This window comes from Planctomycetaceae bacterium, assembly GCA_039680605.1.
GTDB lineage: Bacteria > Planctomycetota > Phycisphaerae > SM23-33 > SM23-33 > JAJFUU01.
In genome coordinates this window covers 73,410-90,742 of record JBDKTA010000034.1, presented here as the reverse complement: position 1 = coordinate 90,742, position 17,333 = coordinate 73,410, and the positions used below count along the sequence as shown (strand labels likewise).

The following is a 17,333-nucleotide window of genomic DNA, read 5'->3' as shown; positions in this document are numbered from 1 at the left end:
AGTTGTGAGTGGTGAGTGGTGAGTCCAGTAATGAGTTTCTGACAACTCACCACCCACAACTCACCACTCACCACTTATTCAAAAGAGGTTTCAGGCGTGGCTTCCACGGCATCGGCCACGACAGAGCAGAGCGAGGAGCCTGATTCAGGCTCGTCCCACGACGGGCGGGTTGTTGTGCGCCTTCTGGAATTGACCTGGCGCTATCGCGGCGGGTGCATCAAGGTGCTGGCCCTGCAGTTTCTGCTGCTGCTGATGGGGCTGTCGGGGCTGGGCCTGGGCGGGCTGGGGATCGACGTTCTGCGCCACTCCATCACGCCGGCGACGGTAGCGCCCCCGCATTGGCCGATGGACATCTCTCCCCCGCAGACCTGGTCGCCGCTGCTGCAGATATCGCTGATCGCCGGTGGAGTGCTGGTGCTGGCGCTGCTGCGGGGGTTCCTGACGGGCTGGTACGGCATCGCGATGGCCCAACTGCTCCAGGGCAAAGTCGTGCCCGACCTGCGGGCGGCGGTCTATGACAAGCTCCAGCGCCTGGGTCTTCGGTTCTTCCAGGCCAACAGCACCGGGTCGCTGATCAACCGCGTCACCGGCGACGTGCAGAACGTGCGGCTGTTCATCGACGGCGTCGTGATGCAGGTGTTGATCCTGGCCGTGTCGATGGCCGTGTACCTGGTCTACATGGTGCGCCTCCAGCCGCTGCTGACGGCCGCCTGCCTGGCCACCACGCCCCTGATCTACCTGCTGGCGCGGCGGTTCTCGAAGCTGGTTCAGCCGGCGTATCATCGCGAGCGGGAACTGTTCGACGACCTGGTGCTGGACGTGTCTGAAAACGTCCAGGGCGCCCACGTGATCAAAGGGTTCGCCCTTCAGGAACAGGAGAAGGCCACGTTCGCCCGCAAGCAGAAGCACGTGCTGCTGCAGAAGAAGTGGATCTTCTGGCGCGTCACGACATACCCGCCGGCTATCGGGCTTCTGTCGATGCTGAACCTGGCGGTGCTGCTGGGCTTTGGCGGCTACCTGGTGATTCAGGGGCGTCTGGCGCTGGGGACGGGCATGGTGGTCTTCGCCGGGCTGCTTCAGCAGGTCAGCGGGCAGGTGCAGGCGCTGGCTACGGTCACCAACAGCCTTCAGCAGAGCCTCATCAGCGCCAAGCGGGTCTTTGAAGTGCTCGACGTGCCGCTTGAGATCGCCAGCCCGCCGCGGCCGCTGCCGCTGCCCAAGGCGACGGGGCGCGTCGAGTTTCGGAATGTCACGTTTGGGTACCAGAAAGACCAGCCCGTTCTGCAGGACGTGACGTTCACCGTCGCCAGCGGGCAGGAGGTCGCGGTGCTGGGGGCTACCGGCGCCGGCAAGACCACGCTGCTGGGGCTGATCCCGCGATTCTTCGACCCCCAGGGCGGTTCGGTGCTCATCGACGGCGTCGACGTGCGACACGTCAGCCTGGACGACCTGCGGCGGAATATCGGCATCGTCTTTCAGGAGAGCTTTCTGTTCAGCGCGACGCCGGCCGAAAATATCGCGTTCGGTCGCCCCCAGGCCCGGCCGGAACTGATCGAGCGGGCGGCCAAGACCGCCGCGGCGCACGAGTTCATCGCCGCCCTGCCCCAAGGGTACGACACGCTGCTGCAAGAGGCCGGGGCCGACCTCTCCGGCGGGCAGCGCCAGCGCCTGGCCATCGCCCGGGCGCTGCTGCTGGAACCATCGATCCTGCTGCTGGACGATCCCACTGCCGCGATCGACTCCCGCACGGAAGAGGAAATACTCTCGGCCATGACCGCGGCGCGCAAGGGGCGCACGACCTTCGTGATCGCCCACCGGCTCAGCACGCTCAAACGCGCCGACCTGGTGCTGGTGCTCGAACGCGGACGCATCGTCCAGATGGGCAAGCATGAAGACCTGATGAACCAGGAGGGGCCGTACCGCCAGGCCGCCATCCACCAGGTGGCCGACGACACCAGCCGGCGCATCCTGGGCATGACCTGATTCGTGCCGCGGACGTCCCATCCGCGGAACAGAGGATAGTTGTCGGTTTAGGCGAGGGCAGGATGCCCTCGCGACGCGCGGGCGAGACGCCCGCGACACGATGCAGTATGTTTAAGTTCAGGCCGGTCAAAATCGACGCGCAGTCCGCCAGCGACGCTCACAAGCCGCTGAGCCTGGGATTGGTGCGCCGCCTGGCGAAATACACCCAGCCCTTCCGCGCCAAGCGCAACTGGCTGGTCGTGCTGGTGATCACGCGGTCGATCCAGTTGCCGATCCTGGCGTGGATGATCGGCTGGGCGATCGAGGGCCCCATCCGCGGGGGCAGCCTGGGCGGGACGCTATGGGCGGCGGGGGTTTTCGCTCTGTGGGCGACGTGTACGCAGGTGACGCTGCACTTCCGCCACCGACTGGCGCTGGAACTGGGCGAACTGGTCATCCGCGACATCCGCCAGGACCTCTTCGACCACCTGCAGGCGATGACGATGAGCTTCTTCAACCGCATCAAGGGCGGGTGGATCATCAGCCGCCTGACCAGCGACGTCGAGGCCATGCGCACCGGCGTGCAGGAGGCGCTGTTCGTCAGCCTCGTGCTGGGCGGGCAGATGATCGTCAGCGCGGCCCTGATGCTCTGGACGAACTGGCGGCTGTTCCTGGTGGTGCTGGCCCTGGCGCCGGTGCTGGCGGTGATCAACCGCATATTCACGCGGCGCCTGAGCTACGCGCACCGGGTGATCCAGGAGAGTTTCAGCCGCGTGACCAGCAGCCTGGCCGAGTCGATCGGCGGCATCCGCATCACGCAGGGCTTTGTGCGGCAGGACCTCAACGCCGAGCTGTTCCAGGAACTGGTGGTCGATCACTCGCGCCACGGCGTGGCGATGGCGCGCGTCAGCGGCGTCTTTCTGCCGCTGCTGGAGTTCAACGGGCAGTTTTTCATCGCCATGCTCCTGCTGCTGGGCAGCTACCTGGCAATGACGCCGATGCACTCCGTCGACCTGGGCGACTTGGTGCGGTTCTTCTTCCTGGCGGGCATATTCTTTCAGCCCATCGGGCCACTGGGCGGACAGTACAACAACGCCCTCTCGGCTATGGCCGGCGCCGAACGGGTCTTCCGCCTGCTGGACACGCCCCCGGACTGGGTGGACGCCCCCGATGCGGTGGCTCTGGACAAGATTGAAGGCCGCGTCGAGTTCCGCGACGTCTGCTTCGCCTACGAACCGGGACGGACGGTGCTGCACCATGTCAGCTTCGTCGCCGAGCCGGGGCGGACCATCGCCCTGGTCGGCCATACCGGCTGCGGCAAGAGCACGATCATCCGTCTGCTGGCCAAGTTCTACCAGCCCGACAGCGGCGAGGTGGTGCTGGACGGGATACCGCTGACGCGCGTGCAGTCGTCCAGCCTTCACGCCCACATGGGAATCGTCCAACAGGAAAACTTCCTGTTTACCGGGACGGTGGCCGACAACATCCGCCTGGCGCGCCCCGGCGCCACGCGGGAACAGATCATCGCGGCCGCAAACCGCCTGGACTGCCTGGACCTTCTCGAATGCATGCCTGACGGTCTGCAAACGGTCGTCGGCGAGCGGGGAGCGGGGATCAGCCTTGGCCAGCGCCAGCTCATCTGTTTCTGCCGGGCGATGCTGGCCGACCCGGGACTCCTCCTGCTCGACGAGGCCACCAGCAGCGTCGATGCGGTGACCGAGGCCCGCATTCAGGCCTCGCTGGGAAAGCTCTTCGAAGGCCGCACGTGCTTTGTCGTCGCGCATCGCCTCAGCACCGTCCGCAAGGCCGACGTGGTGCTGGTGCTCGACGGCGGCCGCATCGTGGAAAGCGGCTCGCATGAAGAGCTCCTGACCCTCGGCGGTCAATACGCCGGTCTCTACCGCCAGTTCATCAAGAGCGGACAGGCCTAGCCCGAAAACTGCATGAACCGCAGAGATCGCAGAGTACGCAGAGAAGCAAATGGCTCAAAATAAAACCATCTAACGTCGCCGTCGGCGCGTAACCGGGCGATCTGGCGGACTACTCGCTGGTCAGGTAGGCGTAGCGGCCGTTGTTTTCGGCCGCGATTCGCTTCATGACGGCCATCGCCAGCGGGCTGCTCTGTCCGCAGAGGTAGGTGTGGATCCGGACGCTCTTGTCCTGGTTGAGGCGGCGGATGGCGGCCAGCAGTTCGTCATTGTCCGGGAACGCCCCGTCGCTGAGGAAGTGGATCACCCGCGGGCGCTGGGCGTTGCCCTGGCGCAGCACCTGGAACGTCCGCTCCATCGCCGGCACGGGATTGCTCAGACCGTGGGCCTTGACTTCCTGGACAGACTTGTAGGCTTTGTACTTGTTGTCGTCGGTCGCCGGGATCAGCCTGGCGGCGGGCAGCTCATGGGGCTGACCGTTGTAGAAGATGATGTGGAACTCCTGGCCGCTCTGGAGGCAGCCGAACGAGGCCACCAGCTCGCGCTCGACCATCGGCAGCGAGTCGCTCATCGAGCCGCTGCGGTCGATGAGATAGACCACCTGTCCGCCGGGGGCGGCGTCGTGCCCGAAGATGCCGCTGCGGGTGCCCGTCATCGCGACGTTCGTCGGGGCAGCGGTCTGCACGAGCCCTTCAGGCGCCTTGGCCGCCGGCGGGGCAATGGTCTTCTGCTCCTCGCAGCCGATCAGGCAGATGAGGGCGCCCGTCACGCACAATGTCTTTACGAAGCTGGTCATCGTCGCACTCCCAAGGTTAAAGCCCGCGTCCTGTGGCGCCGCGCACAATCCCTCCTATCGGCAAGACAGGGGCGAAAGGCTTGAGCGATTCCGTGGCGGGAACGTAGCCGCTGAGGTCGCAGAGGACGCTGAGGAGGGATAAGGACGGGGAAGACGGGAGGCATTGGAGGGCAAGGACGATGTTGTTCAATCCGCAATCCGAAATCAACAATCCGAAATCCGCAATCCGAAATCAAAAGGCCCCCAGGCGAACCCGGGGGCCTTTTCACTTCGAATGTCGAACGTCGAACTTACTCGTCAAGCTGTCCGCTGACCAGGCCCAGGGGCAGCGGGGCGGGCCGGTGGCAGGTGCTGGCGATGGTCTGCGTGCCGCCCTCGTTGAGGGCCTGCATGACGTCCAGCACGTGGTAGGCCATCTCGCCGCTGCAGCGATGCGGGCGCCCGGACTGCACGGCGTACGCGATGTCGGCGGCGCCGATACCGCGGTTGTTCTCGGCGTAAATGTGGCTGAACGGCACCTGCTGGCGCTCGCCGCCAAGGCGCTGAACGTGGATGGGCCCGCTGAAGGCATTGGGGTCGGGAACGCTGATGGTGCCTTCGGAGCCGAAGATCTCGATGCGGGGCAGTTGCGCGCCGACGACATCAAAGCTCATGATGATCGTGCCCAGCACGCCGTTGGCGAAGTCAAGGCTGCCCGCCACGTGCGTGGGCACCTCGACCTTGACCTTCTTGCCGAACTTCTTGGCGCTGGTGATGGTGCGGTACTCGAAGGAGGCCTTCGAGAACGACGCGGTGCGCTTTACCGGTCCGAGCATCGCCACCAAAGCCGTCAGATAGTACGGGCCCATGTCGAGCACCGGTCCGCCGCCGATTTCGTAGTAGAACTCCGGATCGGGATGCCAGCTCTCGTGCCCGCGGCAGGTCATGAACGCCGTGGCGCCCAGCGGCGTGCCGATCCAGCCGTCATCAATGAGCTTGATGCACGTCTGGATGCCGGCGCCCATGAACGTGTCCGGCGCGCTGCCGACGCGGACGCCCTTGGCCTTGGCGGCCTCGACGATCTTCTTGCCCTGCGTGCGGTCGACGGCCAGGGGCTTCTCGGCATGAACATGCTTGCCGGCCTCGATGGACTTCATGGCGATCTCGTAGTGCGCCTTGGGGATCGTCAGGTTGAGGATGATCTTGATTTCGGGGTCGCTGAGGATTTCCGCGACGCTGCAGGCGCGGCAATTGTTGTCCTTGGCCTTGGCCGCCGCCCGCTCCATATCGAGGTCCGCAGCCGCGGCGATCTGGAGAACGGGGAATCGCTTTGCTGCATCGAAATACGCGCCGCTGATGGCGCCGCAGCCGATGACGCCGACCTTCATCGGTGACACTGCCATGGGTCTTGCTCCTGTTGCTCGGTAATACTTAACTTAAGCCCGGCCACGCGCCGGGGGGTTGGTAAGAGCGGAAGGGTACCAGAAGCCGCGGGCAATTTCCAATTGCCAATTTGCAATTTCCAATTTCATTTGGGCTTGGTGCAGCTAAAACCGCCGCCCGGATCAGCCGATAAAGCTGGTGGGTGAATGATGGCAAACCGCCGCAGCGGCACAACACGAGCACGGTTGTCGGATCTGGTCGCTCCCGCGCGGGCGCTGGCCGACAGGCTGGCCGCCCAGCGCGATGCAGGCCGCAGCCCGTGCCGCAAAGGCTGCAGCGCCTGCTGCTATTACCTGGTCAGCGTCTCGCCGCCGGAGGCCAGAGTGATCGCCTCGCGCGTGATGGCCATGCCGCCCCGGCTGCGGCGGGCGATCGAAGATCGAATCGAAAAGGCCGCCCTGACGCTCCTGCGCCGCCCGGCGCCGCGCGGGGCTGACGCCTCGCAGCTCAGCGCGTGGTACCGCTCGCTCGACCTGGCCTGTCCATTCCTCAAAGACGACGCGTGTGCCATCTATGATGACCGCCCGCTGGTCTGCCGCGAGCACTCTGTCGTCGGAACCCCCAAAAAGTGCGCCGACGCCGCCGACGCCTCGACGCCCCAAGAGGCAGCCGTCAGCATGGCCGAAGTGCTCGCCCGCCTGTGTGGACAAGTGACCGGCCGCGACGCCGTGGCGATCATGCTCCCGCTGGCGGTGTACATGCAGCTCAAAGGCGCCGCCAGTCGAGAAAAGACCTTCACCCAGCAATGGTTGATGCAGCAATTCACCGACGCCGTAGCCGCGGCGATGCGCGACCGCGCGGCGTGAGAAGAGTCGCGATGGGTGGGTGCCACGCACAACTCCGTTGTGCGTGTCCCCGATCGCTGAGAATTCGGCAGGGCATGGGCAAGATGCCCGTGCTACTCATGGGCGGGACGCCCGTGCTACGCGGACGAGACGTCCGCGACACGCACTAACCGCTGTTGGCGCAGGGGCGGGGCTTGTAGTTGGGCCAGGGGTGCGACCAGACGTCCACGCGGCCGAACTCGGCCGTCCCATCCTCGCAAAAATACTCGATCTGCGCCGCCTTGCCGACCGTGACGTACTTCTGATAGTGCAGCCGCCCGTTGACCAGCACCCGCACGCGGTCGGGCATGACCAGCAGGCGCATCTCGACCCAGTCGCTTTCGGAGCCTTCGTTGGCGGTCTCTTCGGGCGTGAGGGGTTTGACGCCGCCGCGTTTGGGGATGATCGGGTTGAAGTACGTCTCCAGGCCCATCATGTTCAGGCGTTGCTTTTTGATGTCGTACGTGACGGTCTGCACGGCGCCATCGGCGCCGGTGATGCGCACTCCCCAGCGGGAGGCCGGTTGGAGAACATCCAGTGTGGTAGGCCGCGGGAGCTTGGCAGGATCGATGCCTGTCGCCCGGGCGCCGACGCGGACGTCGAAGGTCTCTTCGCCCACCGGCTCGATCGTTTTGCTCCCATTGGTCAGCTTGACGTTCTTGACGGCGTTGTGCTTGCCCTTGAACGCCGGATCGCCCTGGGGCCATTCGTGATAAAGCGCACAGGCCCTGCCGTGATGGCCCCAGTGCTGGTCCCAGTACTTGCGGACGCCTTCGTAGATGCAGCGGTCGACGAACTCGAAGTCGCCGTCCTTGTGGACGTACAGCAGCGTGTACTCGCTCATCTTGGTCCAGTGCTGGACCTGCCCGGGCTTGGGCGGGGCGTCGTTGAGATACATGTTGCGGTGCGAGTGCCCGCCGAGGGTCAGCTTGACGTTGTACTTGTCCAGCAACTGGTAGAAGCGCTGGTGGGGGCTCCACTGCTGGTGAACCAGCAGGTAGACCGGCGTGCCCTTGGGCTGGGCGGCGAGGTCCTTTTCCAGCCAGTCCAGCGCGGAGTCCGAGATGCCCAGTTGGATGTGGCCTTTCTCGTCCTCCAGCGCCCAATCCATGCCGACGAAGTGAACCCCCGCCATGTCGAACGACCAGCGGACCGGATTGAGGTACTTGGTGAAGGCCCCGTTGCCGGAAAGCTCATGCGGCGTCTTCCACCAGCGGCTGTGGATGCCCACCACATCGTGATTGCCCACCAGGTGCAGCATCATCACCGGCGACTGGTCGGCGAACTTGCTGATGGCCGTGTACGCGTCGTTGGCGTTGCCAAGACCGATGTAGCCCATGTCGCCGCCGTCGACGGCCACGTCAACGTGCTTGCCGGCCTCAGCGGCCTCGTCGATCCACATGAAGTTGTGCGGCCGGCTGAAGTTGTCGTGGGCGTCGGTGCCGAAGCTCACGCACAGCGGGTAGGTCTGCTTGACGCTGACGAGGGCAAAGTTGACGTCTTTGGCTTCCTGCGGGGCGGGCTTGCCGGGCACGGCCTGGGCGATGTCCTTCAGGCGAACCCACCAGCTCCAGCGCCCGGTCTTGGCGTCTTTGACCGGCCAGGTGTTGGCCGGCCAGCAGACGCTGATCGTGCGGGCCGGCGTGTAGGGGATCATCGGGTCCGGCGCGAGCGTGATGGAGTAGCGGCCGTCCTTGTCGGTGGTGACGAAGCCGGCCCCGTCGGTGACGCGGACGCCCGCTGCGGGCTTGCCGTCAAGGGTGACCGTGCCGCTGACCGTAGCCGGCATGAGCTGCGGGAGCTTTGCCGATTCTTTCGTATCGGGCAGATCTTCCGGGGGCTTTTCCTGCGGCGCGACGTCCGGGGCGGCGTTCAGTGCGGTGGAGAAGATCAGAACGACCGATAGTGCGTGCAACCAGTTGCGCATGGGGGGGGCTCCTTCGTGCTGTTGAGGCTCAGGGATTATAATCCCTGGGCTTGGCGCAGCAGCGAGACAATTTCGGCGGCGAGGTCGCTCTTGGGGCGTGCGCCCCAGGGCAGGATGACGCCATCGCGCGACAGGATGCATGCCTGCGAGCTTTGGGCGCCCATCGCGTCGGGCATGTTTACCACGACGTAGTCGGCGTGCTTGGCCTCGAGTTCGCGGCGGGCCTTGGCGGCGGCGGCCTCGGGAGGGGCGTCTTCAACGGCGAAGGTGATGACGATCTGTCCGGGGCGTTTGCCCGCGGCTACGCCCGCGACGATGTCCTGCGTGGGGATCAGATGCAGGTCGATCGCCCCGGCGCTGCGCGAGAGCTTGTGGCCGCTGGGGCGTTCGGGGCGGAAGTCGCCTACAGCCGCGGCCATTACCAGCGCGTCGCAGTCGGCGAAGCGCTCGGCCAGTGCGGCCTGAAGGTCATCTACGTTGACGAATGGGACGACGCGACAGTGGGGCGGCGGCGGCAGATGGACCGGTCCTGACAGCAGCGTGACCTGGTGCCCCGCCGCGGCCGCCGCGGTGGCGACGGCATAGCCCATCTGTCCGCTGGAGGCGTTGGTGATGAATCGCACGGGATCGATATATTCCCGCGTAGGCCCGGCTGTCACGATGATGCGCATAGAGTTGCGATCAAGCTACGTCCAGCATCTCTGCCTGGGCATGTGGTTTGGGGATTCGCTCGCCATCTTCACGCATTCCTTGCAGATGCATTTTGACGGCAGTTTGTATAGCCTTGCGAACGGCCGCCCGAGTCTTGCCCGTGGCGACACACCCTGGCAGATCGGGAACGTAGGCGGAGTAATTATGATCCGCTTTTTCGATAATCACCAAATAGTTCACGGTCTGTATCCTTTCAGCCCGGCCTGCTTCAATATGCTATTGTAGGTCCCTGGCGCCAGGTCTTCTGAAGGCTTGCCTGCTATTGTAACACGTCCAGGCTTGTGCGGATGTTTGAACTGACGGTGGCTTCCCCGTTGAGCGACCTGATACCATCCGTCGGCAAGAATCAACTTGATGGCATTCCGGACTTTCATTTGCCTTTTAGAGCCCTATCTTCGATTCTTGGGCGGGTTCTTCCTGAGCAGGTCGCTGATGGTCTGGAAGATGTCGTCGGGTTCTGACATTCTGCCGTTGCCGATGGTTCCGCAGGCGAGGCGCCCTTCGGCGGGTCCGACAACCTCCAGCCCGCGCGAGATGAGAGTCTTCATGTTGTCCTGCATCGCCGGGGCGGTCCACATGCGGGTGTTCATCGCCGGGGCGGCCAGGATCGGGCAGGCGCCGTGGGCTGACAGCGCCAGCGTCGAGACCAGATTATCCGCCAGTCCGCAGGCCATCTTGGCCAGGATATCGGCGGTGGCCGGGGCGATCACCATCAGGTCGGCCAGTTCCGTCAGGGCGATGTGCTGAGCGGAATACTCCTGCGGGGCGATCCACATGCTGGTGTAGACGCGCCGCCCCGTCAGCGACTGGAACGTGATGGGCCCGATGAACTGCGTGGCCGAGTCGGTCATCGCGACATTGACGCCGGCGCCGGCCTGCACGAGGCTGCTGGCCAGATCGGCCGTCTTGTAGCAGGCGATCCCGCCGCTGACGCAGAGCAGGACTTCGTACCCGGATAGCGTTTTGTCGCTCGATTTCGCCATGGAATTCTCCGCAGCGCTGAACCGACGCATGAATTTCGGATTTTTGATTTCGGATTGCGGATTTCCTGCTCCTGAACGCCATGCGGATCTCTCAGATAATCCGCAATCCGCAATCCCAAATCCGCAATCTCACTATCGCGGCTTGGCAATTTCTGAATGTTCGTAGTCGATGGCGATCTTGTCCTGGAGGATTTCCTCGATGACCACTTCCATGTCGGTCATTCCGGGCTTGCGCTCGACGAGCGGGCGCGAGCCCAGCACGATCTCGGACAAGCGGCGCTGGATCAGGGCTGTCAGGCGGAACTTGCCGCCGACCTTACGGACGATTTCTTCGCTTTTGAGGGCTTCGATCATTGCTGGGGTGCTCCCTGCGTTACGATTTCAACAAGTTCACGGACCGCTCGCTGGAGGTCGTCGTTGACAATCTGGTGATTATACAGCCCGCTGGCCTGGGCGGCTTCGATTTCTTGCTGCGCCTTGGCCAGGCGGATCTTAAGTTGCTGCTCGTCTTCGGTGCCGCGTCCGGTCAGGCGGGCCACCAGCGTCTGGTGGTCGGGCGGCAGAATCAGCACGAACACGCCCTGGGGGCACTTGGCATGCACCTGCCGGGCGCCCTGGAGGTCGATGTCCAGAATGACGCTGCGCCCGGCATCGATGGCTTCGCAGATCGGCCCGGCCGGCGTTCCATAGTAGTTGTCGAAAACCTTGGCCCATTCGAGCAGTTCGCCGTTGTCGCGCATCCCCTCGAAGGTGGGCACGTCGATGAAATGATAGTCGCGATGATTGCGTTCGCCCGGTCGGGGCGGCCGGGTGGTCGCCGAGATGCTGAACTGCGCGCCGGTGGTCTCCAGGACGCTGCGCAGGATGGTGCTCTTTCCGACCCCAGCCGGTCCGGTCACCACCACGAGTTTTCCAGGTTTGTTCTCAGGCATAGGCTTCGGCGCCCGTGACGTTACTCGATATTCTGAACCTGTTCCTTGATGCGGTCGATGGCGGTCTTGATGTCGACGACCGCTCGGGCGATCTCCGCGTCGGCGGCCTTGCTGGCGATGGTATTGGCCTCGCGGAGCAGTTCCTGGGCGATGAAGTCGAGCTTTCGCCCGACGGGCTCGGGCGTGTCCATGCTCTGGCGGAACTGGTCGAGGTGCGCGGTCAGGCGCGAGATCTCCTCGGCGATATCGCATCGCTCGGCGAAGATCGCCACCTCGCGGGCCAGCGCCTCGGCGTCGACGGTGATGCCGCTTTGCCCCGTCAGCTCCGCCACCCGGTCGAGCAGGCGGCGCTGGTAGGCCTTGACCGATACGTCCGCCCGGGCCGACACCTGGGCCAGCGACGCCTCGACGACGCTGCAATTGCGGAGCAGGTCGGCCTTGAGGGCCTCGCCCTCGCGGCGGCGCATCGTCATCATCTGGTCCAGCGCCGCGGTGATGAGCTTGAGCAGACCGTCGCGCGACTGCTCGCGCAGGCGGTCCAACTCGGGCGGCTGGCACACGCCCGGAAGCAGGAGCATGGCGCCCAGGTCGATGCGGAGCGTGGGGTTGGCCTCGATCTCGAGGGTCTTGATCTGGTCGAGGTAGGCGGACAAGGCGGCGGTATTGACAGCCGAAGCCGCCTGGTCGCCGGCGAGCTTCATGCCGACGAAGAGCTGGACGGTTCCGCGGGAGATTTTGGCCCGCAGGAGCGATTCGACTTCCGATTCAAGCGCGGAAAAGGCGTCCGGAAGGCGCAGCAGCGTTTTGAGGTAGCGGTTGTTGACGGAGCGCGCCTCGACGTTGAACTCCGCCCCGCAGACCTGTCCCTGCGCGGCCCCAAAACCGGTCATCGAATTCATCATTCGCGTGTTTCCGATGTGTAATTCTAACGTGCAGCCGCGCCGGTCGTGGCCGGTTGGCTCTGCGGCCGCGTCGCTGCCGGCTGCGTGGCCGGCCAGTGCGGTCCGTAATAGCTCGAGGCGATCTCGCTGGGTTTCCAGCCGCTGCGGAACGCGCGGGCCTTGATGGTGACGCCTTCGGTTCCGGCGATGGGCAGATTAACGTCCCTGCCGGTGTATTCGTCCGACGACTCCGTCGGTTCGCTGCCGTCAAGGGTGTAGTGGATCTTGGCCTTGGGGGTCGCCGAGCGGATCTTCACGAAGACGTTGTCCGTGTAAGGCCGCGCCGAGGGCGGATTGAACTCCGGCGTGACGACGACGCCCGCCTTGGGGCGGAACTGCATGCTCGTCAGCACCGCCAGGATCAGGAAGACGGCCGTCAGGATGATCGTCACCCACGTCAGCACGTCGCCGACGCGCGTCCCGAAGGCGCTGCTGCCCAGGCCGCCGAACGCCGAGCCCAGCCCGCCGCCGCGCCCTTTCTGGAGCAGCACCACGATGATCAGCAGCACGCAGACGAGGATGAATAAGGTCGCCAGGAATGTATCCATGTCTATTCTCTTTCAACTCCGGTTAGCCGTTAGAGTCCGGCATTGACAATCGCGACAAAATCTTCGGCCTTGAGCGACGCCCCGCCCACCAGCACGCCGTCGACATCCGGCAGGGCCATCAGCTCGCGGGCATTGGAGGGCTTCACTGAACCGCCGTACTGGATGCGAACCTTCTCTGCCGTGGCGGCATCGTACATCCTCCCCAGCAGCGCACGCAACTGTCCGTGAACCTCCTGCGCCTGGGCCGGGGTGGCCGTCTCGCCCGTCCCGATCGCCCAGACCGGCTCGTACGCCACCGTCACCGACGCCATCTGGGCTGCCGTCACCTGCGAGAGACCCACCGTCACCTGGCGCGTCACGACGTCCATCGTCGCTCCAGCGCGGCGCTCTTCCAGCAACTCGCCGCAGCAGAAGATCACCTCAAGTCCATCGGCCAAAGCCTTGCGGACCTTTCGGTTGATGAACTCGTCGGTCTCGCCGATCACGTGCCGGCGCTCCGAGTGCCCGAGGATCACGAAGCGGCATCCGACGTCCTTGAGCATCGCCGCGGAGATTTCGCCGGTGAACGCGCCGTCGTTTTCGCACGACATGTTCTGCCCCGACAGACCGATCCGGCTGCCCGCCAGCGCCGCCGACACCGCCGGCAGGTACACAAACGGCGGGGCCACCGCGACGTCGACGGCCGTGGTCTGACCGACCTTTTCGACCAGTGCTTTGGCCAAAGCGGCCGCGGACTGGCAGGAGGTGTTCATCTTCCAGTTTCCGGCGATAAAAAGCTTGCGGGGCATCGGGGCTCCTTGGTTCAAACGTTCTGGCGGGCCTGGGGAAAGCTGCCCAGCACATGCAGTTCGCCGCAGTGCGAGCGGGCTTCGGCCAGCGCCTGGACAAAGTTCGCGTCGTCGCAGTGACCCTCGGCGTCGACGAAGAAGTAGTACTCCCAGTTGCGCCGCTTGCTGGGGCGGGTCACGATGTTGGTCAGGCTGATCCCGTGGGCGGAGAACACGTTCAGCACCGCCACCAACGCCCCGGCGCGGTGGGCGGTCGAGAACATGATCGCCGTCTTGTCGTTGCCGGTGCGGTTGGCCGGCGTGGGCGATATCACGAAAAACCGCGTCATGTTGTTGGGATTGTCCTCGATGTTGTTGAAGACGATGTGCAGGCCGTAGTGCTCGGCCGCCATCGTCGAGCCGATGGCCGCCAGGCCCGGCGTGCTTACGGCCATCTCGGCGGCCTTGGAACTGCTGGCCACGGGGAGCAGGTCGACCTTCTTAAAGGTTCCCAGCCAGTTTCGGCACTGGGCGAAGACCTCGGGTTTTGAGGCGATGGTGGCGATCTGCTCGGGGGGGCAGTTGGCCAGCAGATTGTGATGCACGTCGAGGATGACCTCGCCGCAGATGTAGACGTGGGCGTCGATGAAGCAGTCCAGCGTGTCGATGACGCCGCCGCCGACGGAGTTCTCGATGGGCACGATGCCCAGGTCGCAGTGCCCGCGCGAGACTTCCTCGAACACCGCGCGGATGTCGGCCAGCGGCAGGTACTCCACCGACGCGCCGAACTTGCGCTGGGCGGCCATCTGCGAATAGCTGCCCTGTGGGCCGAGATAGCCGATTCGCAGCGGGCGTTCGAGGGCGAACGATCCGCTCATCAACTCGCGATAGATCGCCTTGAGGGTGACCTGGGGCAGGGGGCCTTTGTTCAATTCGGCCAGCCGCTGGAAGATGGCGTGCTCTCGGTCCGGCGCGTAGACGGGGGTCTTGCCGGCCTGCTTGGTTTTGCCGACCTCGACGACGACGCGCGCGCGGGCATTGAGCAGCTCGACGATCTGCTGATCGAGCTGGTCGATTTCCCGCCGAAGCCCCGCCAGCTTCGGATCGACGTTGTTAGGACCGTTCTCGCTCATCTCGTGGCACAGCCTTTCCAGGCTGTGATTCTTCCTCGTTCGCGCACAAGTACAGACATTCCACGGCCTGATCACTTCAGTGACCAGGACCATGCACCAAACGCAATCCCGGGTGCCATGGCGGGCGATTCCCACCCGCCATGTCCCTGAACGCCATATCGATATTCGACTTCACCGCAGGCGCTTAGCGCATCTGCAGTTGTAAACAGCACCTTTTACCCCCAACCGCCCAGGCGGTCAAGGCTTTTCGCCGCCGCACGAGCGTAGCACGGGCGTCTCGCCCGTGAGTAGCATGGGCGTCCCGCCCATGCTCTTGCTGTGTGGCATGGGCGTCCCGCCCATGCTCTTGCTGTGTGGCATGGGCGTCCCGCCCATGCTCCCCCTGCCTGGGCGATCAGAGACACGCACAACGGCCTTGTGCGTGGCACCCGCCTCCCGCGCGGCACCCCAGCCGCACCCGATTTCTTGCCCCGCCCCCTGCGGCGCGGTAGCATGCTGCCCATCGCGGCAAATGGGCGACATTTTGGGGTCCATAGGAGACTTGATCGTGAAGACTGTGCGAAAGCTCGCCGGGCCTCTGATCGTTGTAGTCCTTCTGGGGATGATGCTTGTGGGCGCTTCCTGCGGACCCCATGACTTCGATTCCTTCTTTGGCGGCCGCAAACCACTGGTTGCCCAGGACTATGACCTCAAGTCCACCACGATAGTTGCGACGCCGCAGCAGCCGATCAGGCCGGGCAAGAACGTGATCTGGTGCGGGACGTTCCAACTGGCGTGGAACGAGATCGGCGACCTGATCAAGGAACCGCCGCGTTTTCTTCTCCAGCCGCCGATGGTGGATGCACTGAATAACCGAACCTTCACGCGAGACGACCTCGACAGGGAATCCTACGTGGCACTGGCCGGGTTCGTCCGCGACGGGATATTTGGCAGGATCGACTCGGCGCTGGCGCAGACCTTCAAGGGCAAAGCCAGCCCGCGCTTCAAGCCCTCATTCGACCTGACCCCGCGCCCGCAGGATATCGTGGCGTACAGCTACCTCTTCAAGCACCTGGAGTTTCCCGTGCCTTTTGAGAAACTCAGCGAACCGCTCGTGTTCGCCGGCAGCAAGGTTGAGAGCTTCGGGACGCGCGAGTTCAAGAGCGGCCACCAGCACATGTACGAGCAGGTGGCTATTTTCGACTACCAGAATCAGAGCGATTTTGTTGTGGACCTGGCCGTCAAGGACAAGCGGGACCGGCTGATTCTGGCCAAGGTGCGCCCGGCGGCGACGTTGGCTGAAACGATCGCGGAGGTGCAGCGGCGCCTGGAGGAGCCGCCGGTCAAAATGACCTGGGCGGACGTGCTGGTGGTACCCAAGTTCAACTTCGACGTGACGCGGAACTTTCGCGAGCTGCGCGGGCTGCACCTGGTGTCGAAAGACCCGGCGGTCGCCAAAGATCTTCAGATCCTGGCGGCCGTGCAGAACATCCGCTTTGAGATGGACGAGAAGGGCGTTCGACTGCGGAGCGAGTCGCACGTGTCGATCGGTTGCAGCAGTGAGCCTCGCCCGCGGCACATCATGATCTTCGACGCGCCGTTCCTGCTGCTGATGCAGCGGGCCGACAGCAAAAGGCCGTACTACGCGATGTGGGTCGACAACGCGGAGTTGATGGTGAAGCGATAGGGTGGAGATCTTTCATGAGCATCGCCGGAATAGGGAAGTATCTGCTCCAGCCCGGAGTTGCGAAATAGAACGGGCGGCCGGCGCGGGGTTAGTCGCGGCGGCCGCCCGGGTGTGGGCGTATCGAGCGGTTATCGCGTTCCGGCGGCGGGGGCGGGCGGGGCCGCGGGGGCGGTGGTCACCGGCGGCTGGGGAACGAACGTGCGGAAGCGTCCGGCCTTGGTGAGGGTGTTGACTTCCTGCAGCACCGGTTCGGAGATATCCACTTCGTCGTCCATGGCCAGGATCACGTCGGCCTTGATGACGACGAGGTCGAATCCCTTTTCCTTGGCGATGTTCTTTGCGATGGGGGCGACCTGCTGGCGGAAGTCGTTGAGGGCCGTGGCGCGACGGCGGGCGACTTCTTCGCTGAGCTGGCGGCGGGCCCGTTCCAGCATGCCCATGCCGTTGATGCGCATCTGTTCGAGATTGCGCTTCTGTTCATCGGTGGGCGTGGCGCCGGCCTTGGTGACCGCCTGGTTCAGTTCCGCTTGCAGGCGGTTCTGCAAGCCCACCAGTTGCTGCTGTGCGTTGGCGCTGTCGGTGCTGGTCGCTTCATTGATGCGCTGCAACACGCCGATGCCGTTGGCGATCTTGTCCAGATCGATCACCGCGACGGTCCCAGGTTGTTTCGCGGGACCGGCATTCTTATCGCAGCCGGCCGCGCACGCGATCACAACAACCCCGATTACCATCCCGCAGTAAACTTTGCTCAGCATGTCGTTTCCTTTCACAAGACGACTGGCCCGGACGGGCT

19 protein-coding genes are annotated in these 17,333 nt (G+C 64.5%); 4 read left to right on the top strand and 15 right to left on the bottom strand.

Annotated elements, in window-relative coordinates; genetic code table 11:
* Window positions 1-96 precede the first annotated feature (96 nt).
* A complete protein-coding gene (locus tag ABFD92_10470) occupies window positions 97-1,983 on the top strand; it encodes an ABC transporter ATP-binding protein (GenBank protein MEN6504954.1) in 1,887 nt (628 codons plus the stop codon).
* 107 nt (window positions 1,984-2,090) lie between these two features.
* Window positions 2,091-3,893: an ABC transporter ATP-binding protein gene (locus tag ABFD92_10465; GenBank protein ID MEN6504953.1), complete on the top strand. Its 1,803-nt coding sequence runs from the start codon at window positions 2,091-2,093 to the stop codon at window positions 3,891-3,893.
* A 109-nt stretch (window positions 3,894-4,002) separates the two neighbouring features.
* On the opposite strand, the gene ABFD92_10460 is transcribed toward ABFD92_10465, so the two are convergent.
* Entirely contained in the window at window positions 4,003-4,686 is a 684-nt protein-coding gene (locus tag ABFD92_10460; protein ID MEN6504952.1) for a VWA domain-containing protein, read from the bottom strand.
* A gap of 290 nt (window positions 4,687-4,976) precedes the next feature.
* Window positions 4,977-6,068, bottom strand: coding sequence for a Gfo/Idh/MocA family oxidoreductase (locus tag ABFD92_10455; protein MEN6504951.1), 1,092 nt, complete (start codon window positions 6,066-6,068; stop codon window positions 4,977-4,979).
* A 186-nt stretch (window positions 6,069-6,254) separates the two neighbouring features.
* Here ABFD92_10455 and ABFD92_10450 point away from each other — a divergent pair, with 186 nt between their 5' ends.
* The gene (locus ABFD92_10450; GenBank protein ID MEN6504950.1) at window positions 6,255-6,914 is read left to right on the top strand and encodes a YkgJ family cysteine cluster protein; all 660 of its coding nucleotides are present in this window, start codon (window positions 6,255-6,257) and stop codon (window positions 6,912-6,914) included.
* Between the two features lie 145 nt (window positions 6,915-7,059).
* Here the strand turns inward: ABFD92_10450 and ABFD92_10445 are convergent, their stop codons facing one another.
* The 12 genes from ABFD92_10445 to ABFD92_10390 form a co-directional block, all read right to left on the bottom strand.
* On the bottom strand, window positions 7,060-8,859 hold the full coding sequence (locus ABFD92_10445; GenBank protein ID MEN6504949.1) for a metallophosphoesterase: 1,800 nt from the start codon (window positions 8,857-8,859) through the stop codon (window positions 7,060-7,062).
* 35 nt (window positions 8,860-8,894) lie between these two features.
* Window positions 8,895-9,530 carry a phosphopantothenoylcysteine decarboxylase gene (locus ABFD92_10440; protein MEN6504948.1) on the bottom strand — a complete coding sequence of 212 codons (636 nt, stop codon included), beginning with the start codon at window positions 9,528-9,530 and terminating at the stop codon, window positions 8,895-8,897.
* Between the two features lie 10 nt (window positions 9,531-9,540).
* Complete coding sequence (locus ABFD92_10435) at window positions 9,541-9,750, bottom strand: type II toxin-antitoxin system HicB family antitoxin (GenBank protein ID MEN6504947.1); 210 nt, start codon at window positions 9,748-9,750, stop codon at window positions 9,541-9,543.
* A complete protein-coding gene (locus ABFD92_10430) occupies window positions 9,747-9,944 on the bottom strand; it encodes a type II toxin-antitoxin system HicA family toxin (protein MEN6504946.1) in 198 nt (65 codons plus the stop codon). Before ABFD92_10430 ends, ABFD92_10435 begins: the two co-directional genes overlap by 4 nt.
* Window positions 9,945-9,959: 15 nt before the next feature.
* Window positions 9,960-10,553 (bottom strand): flavoprotein, encoded by a 594-nt coding sequence (locus ABFD92_10425; GenBank protein ID MEN6504945.1) that lies wholly within the window; start codon window positions 10,551-10,553, stop codon window positions 9,960-9,962.
* A 132-nt stretch (window positions 10,554-10,685) separates the two neighbouring features.
* Complete coding sequence (locus ABFD92_10420; protein ID MEN6504944.1) at window positions 10,686-10,907, bottom strand: DNA-directed RNA polymerase subunit omega; 222 nt, start codon at window positions 10,905-10,907, stop codon at window positions 10,686-10,688.
* On the bottom strand, window positions 10,904-11,485 hold the full coding sequence (gene gmk, locus ABFD92_10415) for a guanylate kinase (GenBank protein ID MEN6504943.1): 582 nt from the start codon (window positions 11,483-11,485) through the stop codon (window positions 10,904-10,906). The genes ABFD92_10420 and gmk overlap by 4 nt, the downstream gene beginning before the upstream one ends.
* 20 nt (window positions 11,486-11,505) lie before the next feature.
* Window positions 11,506-12,387, bottom strand: a complete 882-nt coding sequence (locus ABFD92_10410) for a YicC/YloC family endoribonuclease (protein ID MEN6504942.1) — start codon at window positions 12,385-12,387, stop codon at window positions 11,506-11,508.
* 23 nt (window positions 12,388-12,410) lie between these two features.
* The gene (secG, locus tag ABFD92_10405) at window positions 12,411-12,974 is read right to left on the bottom strand and encodes a preprotein translocase subunit SecG (GenBank protein ID MEN6504941.1); all 564 of its coding nucleotides are present in this window, start codon (window positions 12,972-12,974) and stop codon (window positions 12,411-12,413) included.
* 29 nt (window positions 12,975-13,003) lie between these two features.
* Complete coding sequence (gene tpiA / locus ABFD92_10400) at window positions 13,004-13,762, bottom strand: triose-phosphate isomerase (GenBank protein MEN6504940.1); 759 nt, start codon at window positions 13,760-13,762, stop codon at window positions 13,004-13,006.
* Between the two features lie 14 nt (window positions 13,763-13,776).
* On the bottom strand, window positions 13,777-14,874 hold the full coding sequence (gene pheA / locus ABFD92_10395) for a prephenate dehydratase (protein MEN6504939.1): 1,098 nt from the start codon (window positions 14,872-14,874) through the stop codon (window positions 13,777-13,779).
* 237 nt (window positions 14,875-15,111) lie between these two features.
* Window positions 15,112-15,249 carry a hypothetical protein gene (locus ABFD92_10390; GenBank protein MEN6504938.1) on the bottom strand — a complete coding sequence of 46 codons (138 nt, stop codon included), beginning with the start codon at window positions 15,247-15,249 and terminating at the stop codon, window positions 15,112-15,114.
* Between the two features lie 172 nt (window positions 15,250-15,421).
* Here ABFD92_10390 and ABFD92_10385 point away from each other — a divergent pair, with 172 nt between their 5' ends.
* Window positions 15,422-16,540, top strand: coding sequence for a hypothetical protein (locus ABFD92_10385; GenBank protein MEN6504937.1), 1,119 nt, complete (start codon window positions 15,422-15,424; stop codon window positions 16,538-16,540).
* Between the two features lie 128 nt (window positions 16,541-16,668).
* Here the strand turns inward: ABFD92_10385 and ABFD92_10380 are convergent, their stop codons facing one another.
* On the bottom strand, window positions 16,669-17,295 hold the full coding sequence (locus ABFD92_10380) for an OmpH family outer membrane protein (GenBank protein ID MEN6504936.1): 627 nt from the start codon (window positions 17,293-17,295) through the stop codon (window positions 16,669-16,671).
* Between the last annotated feature and the right edge of the window lie 38 nt (window positions 17,296-17,333).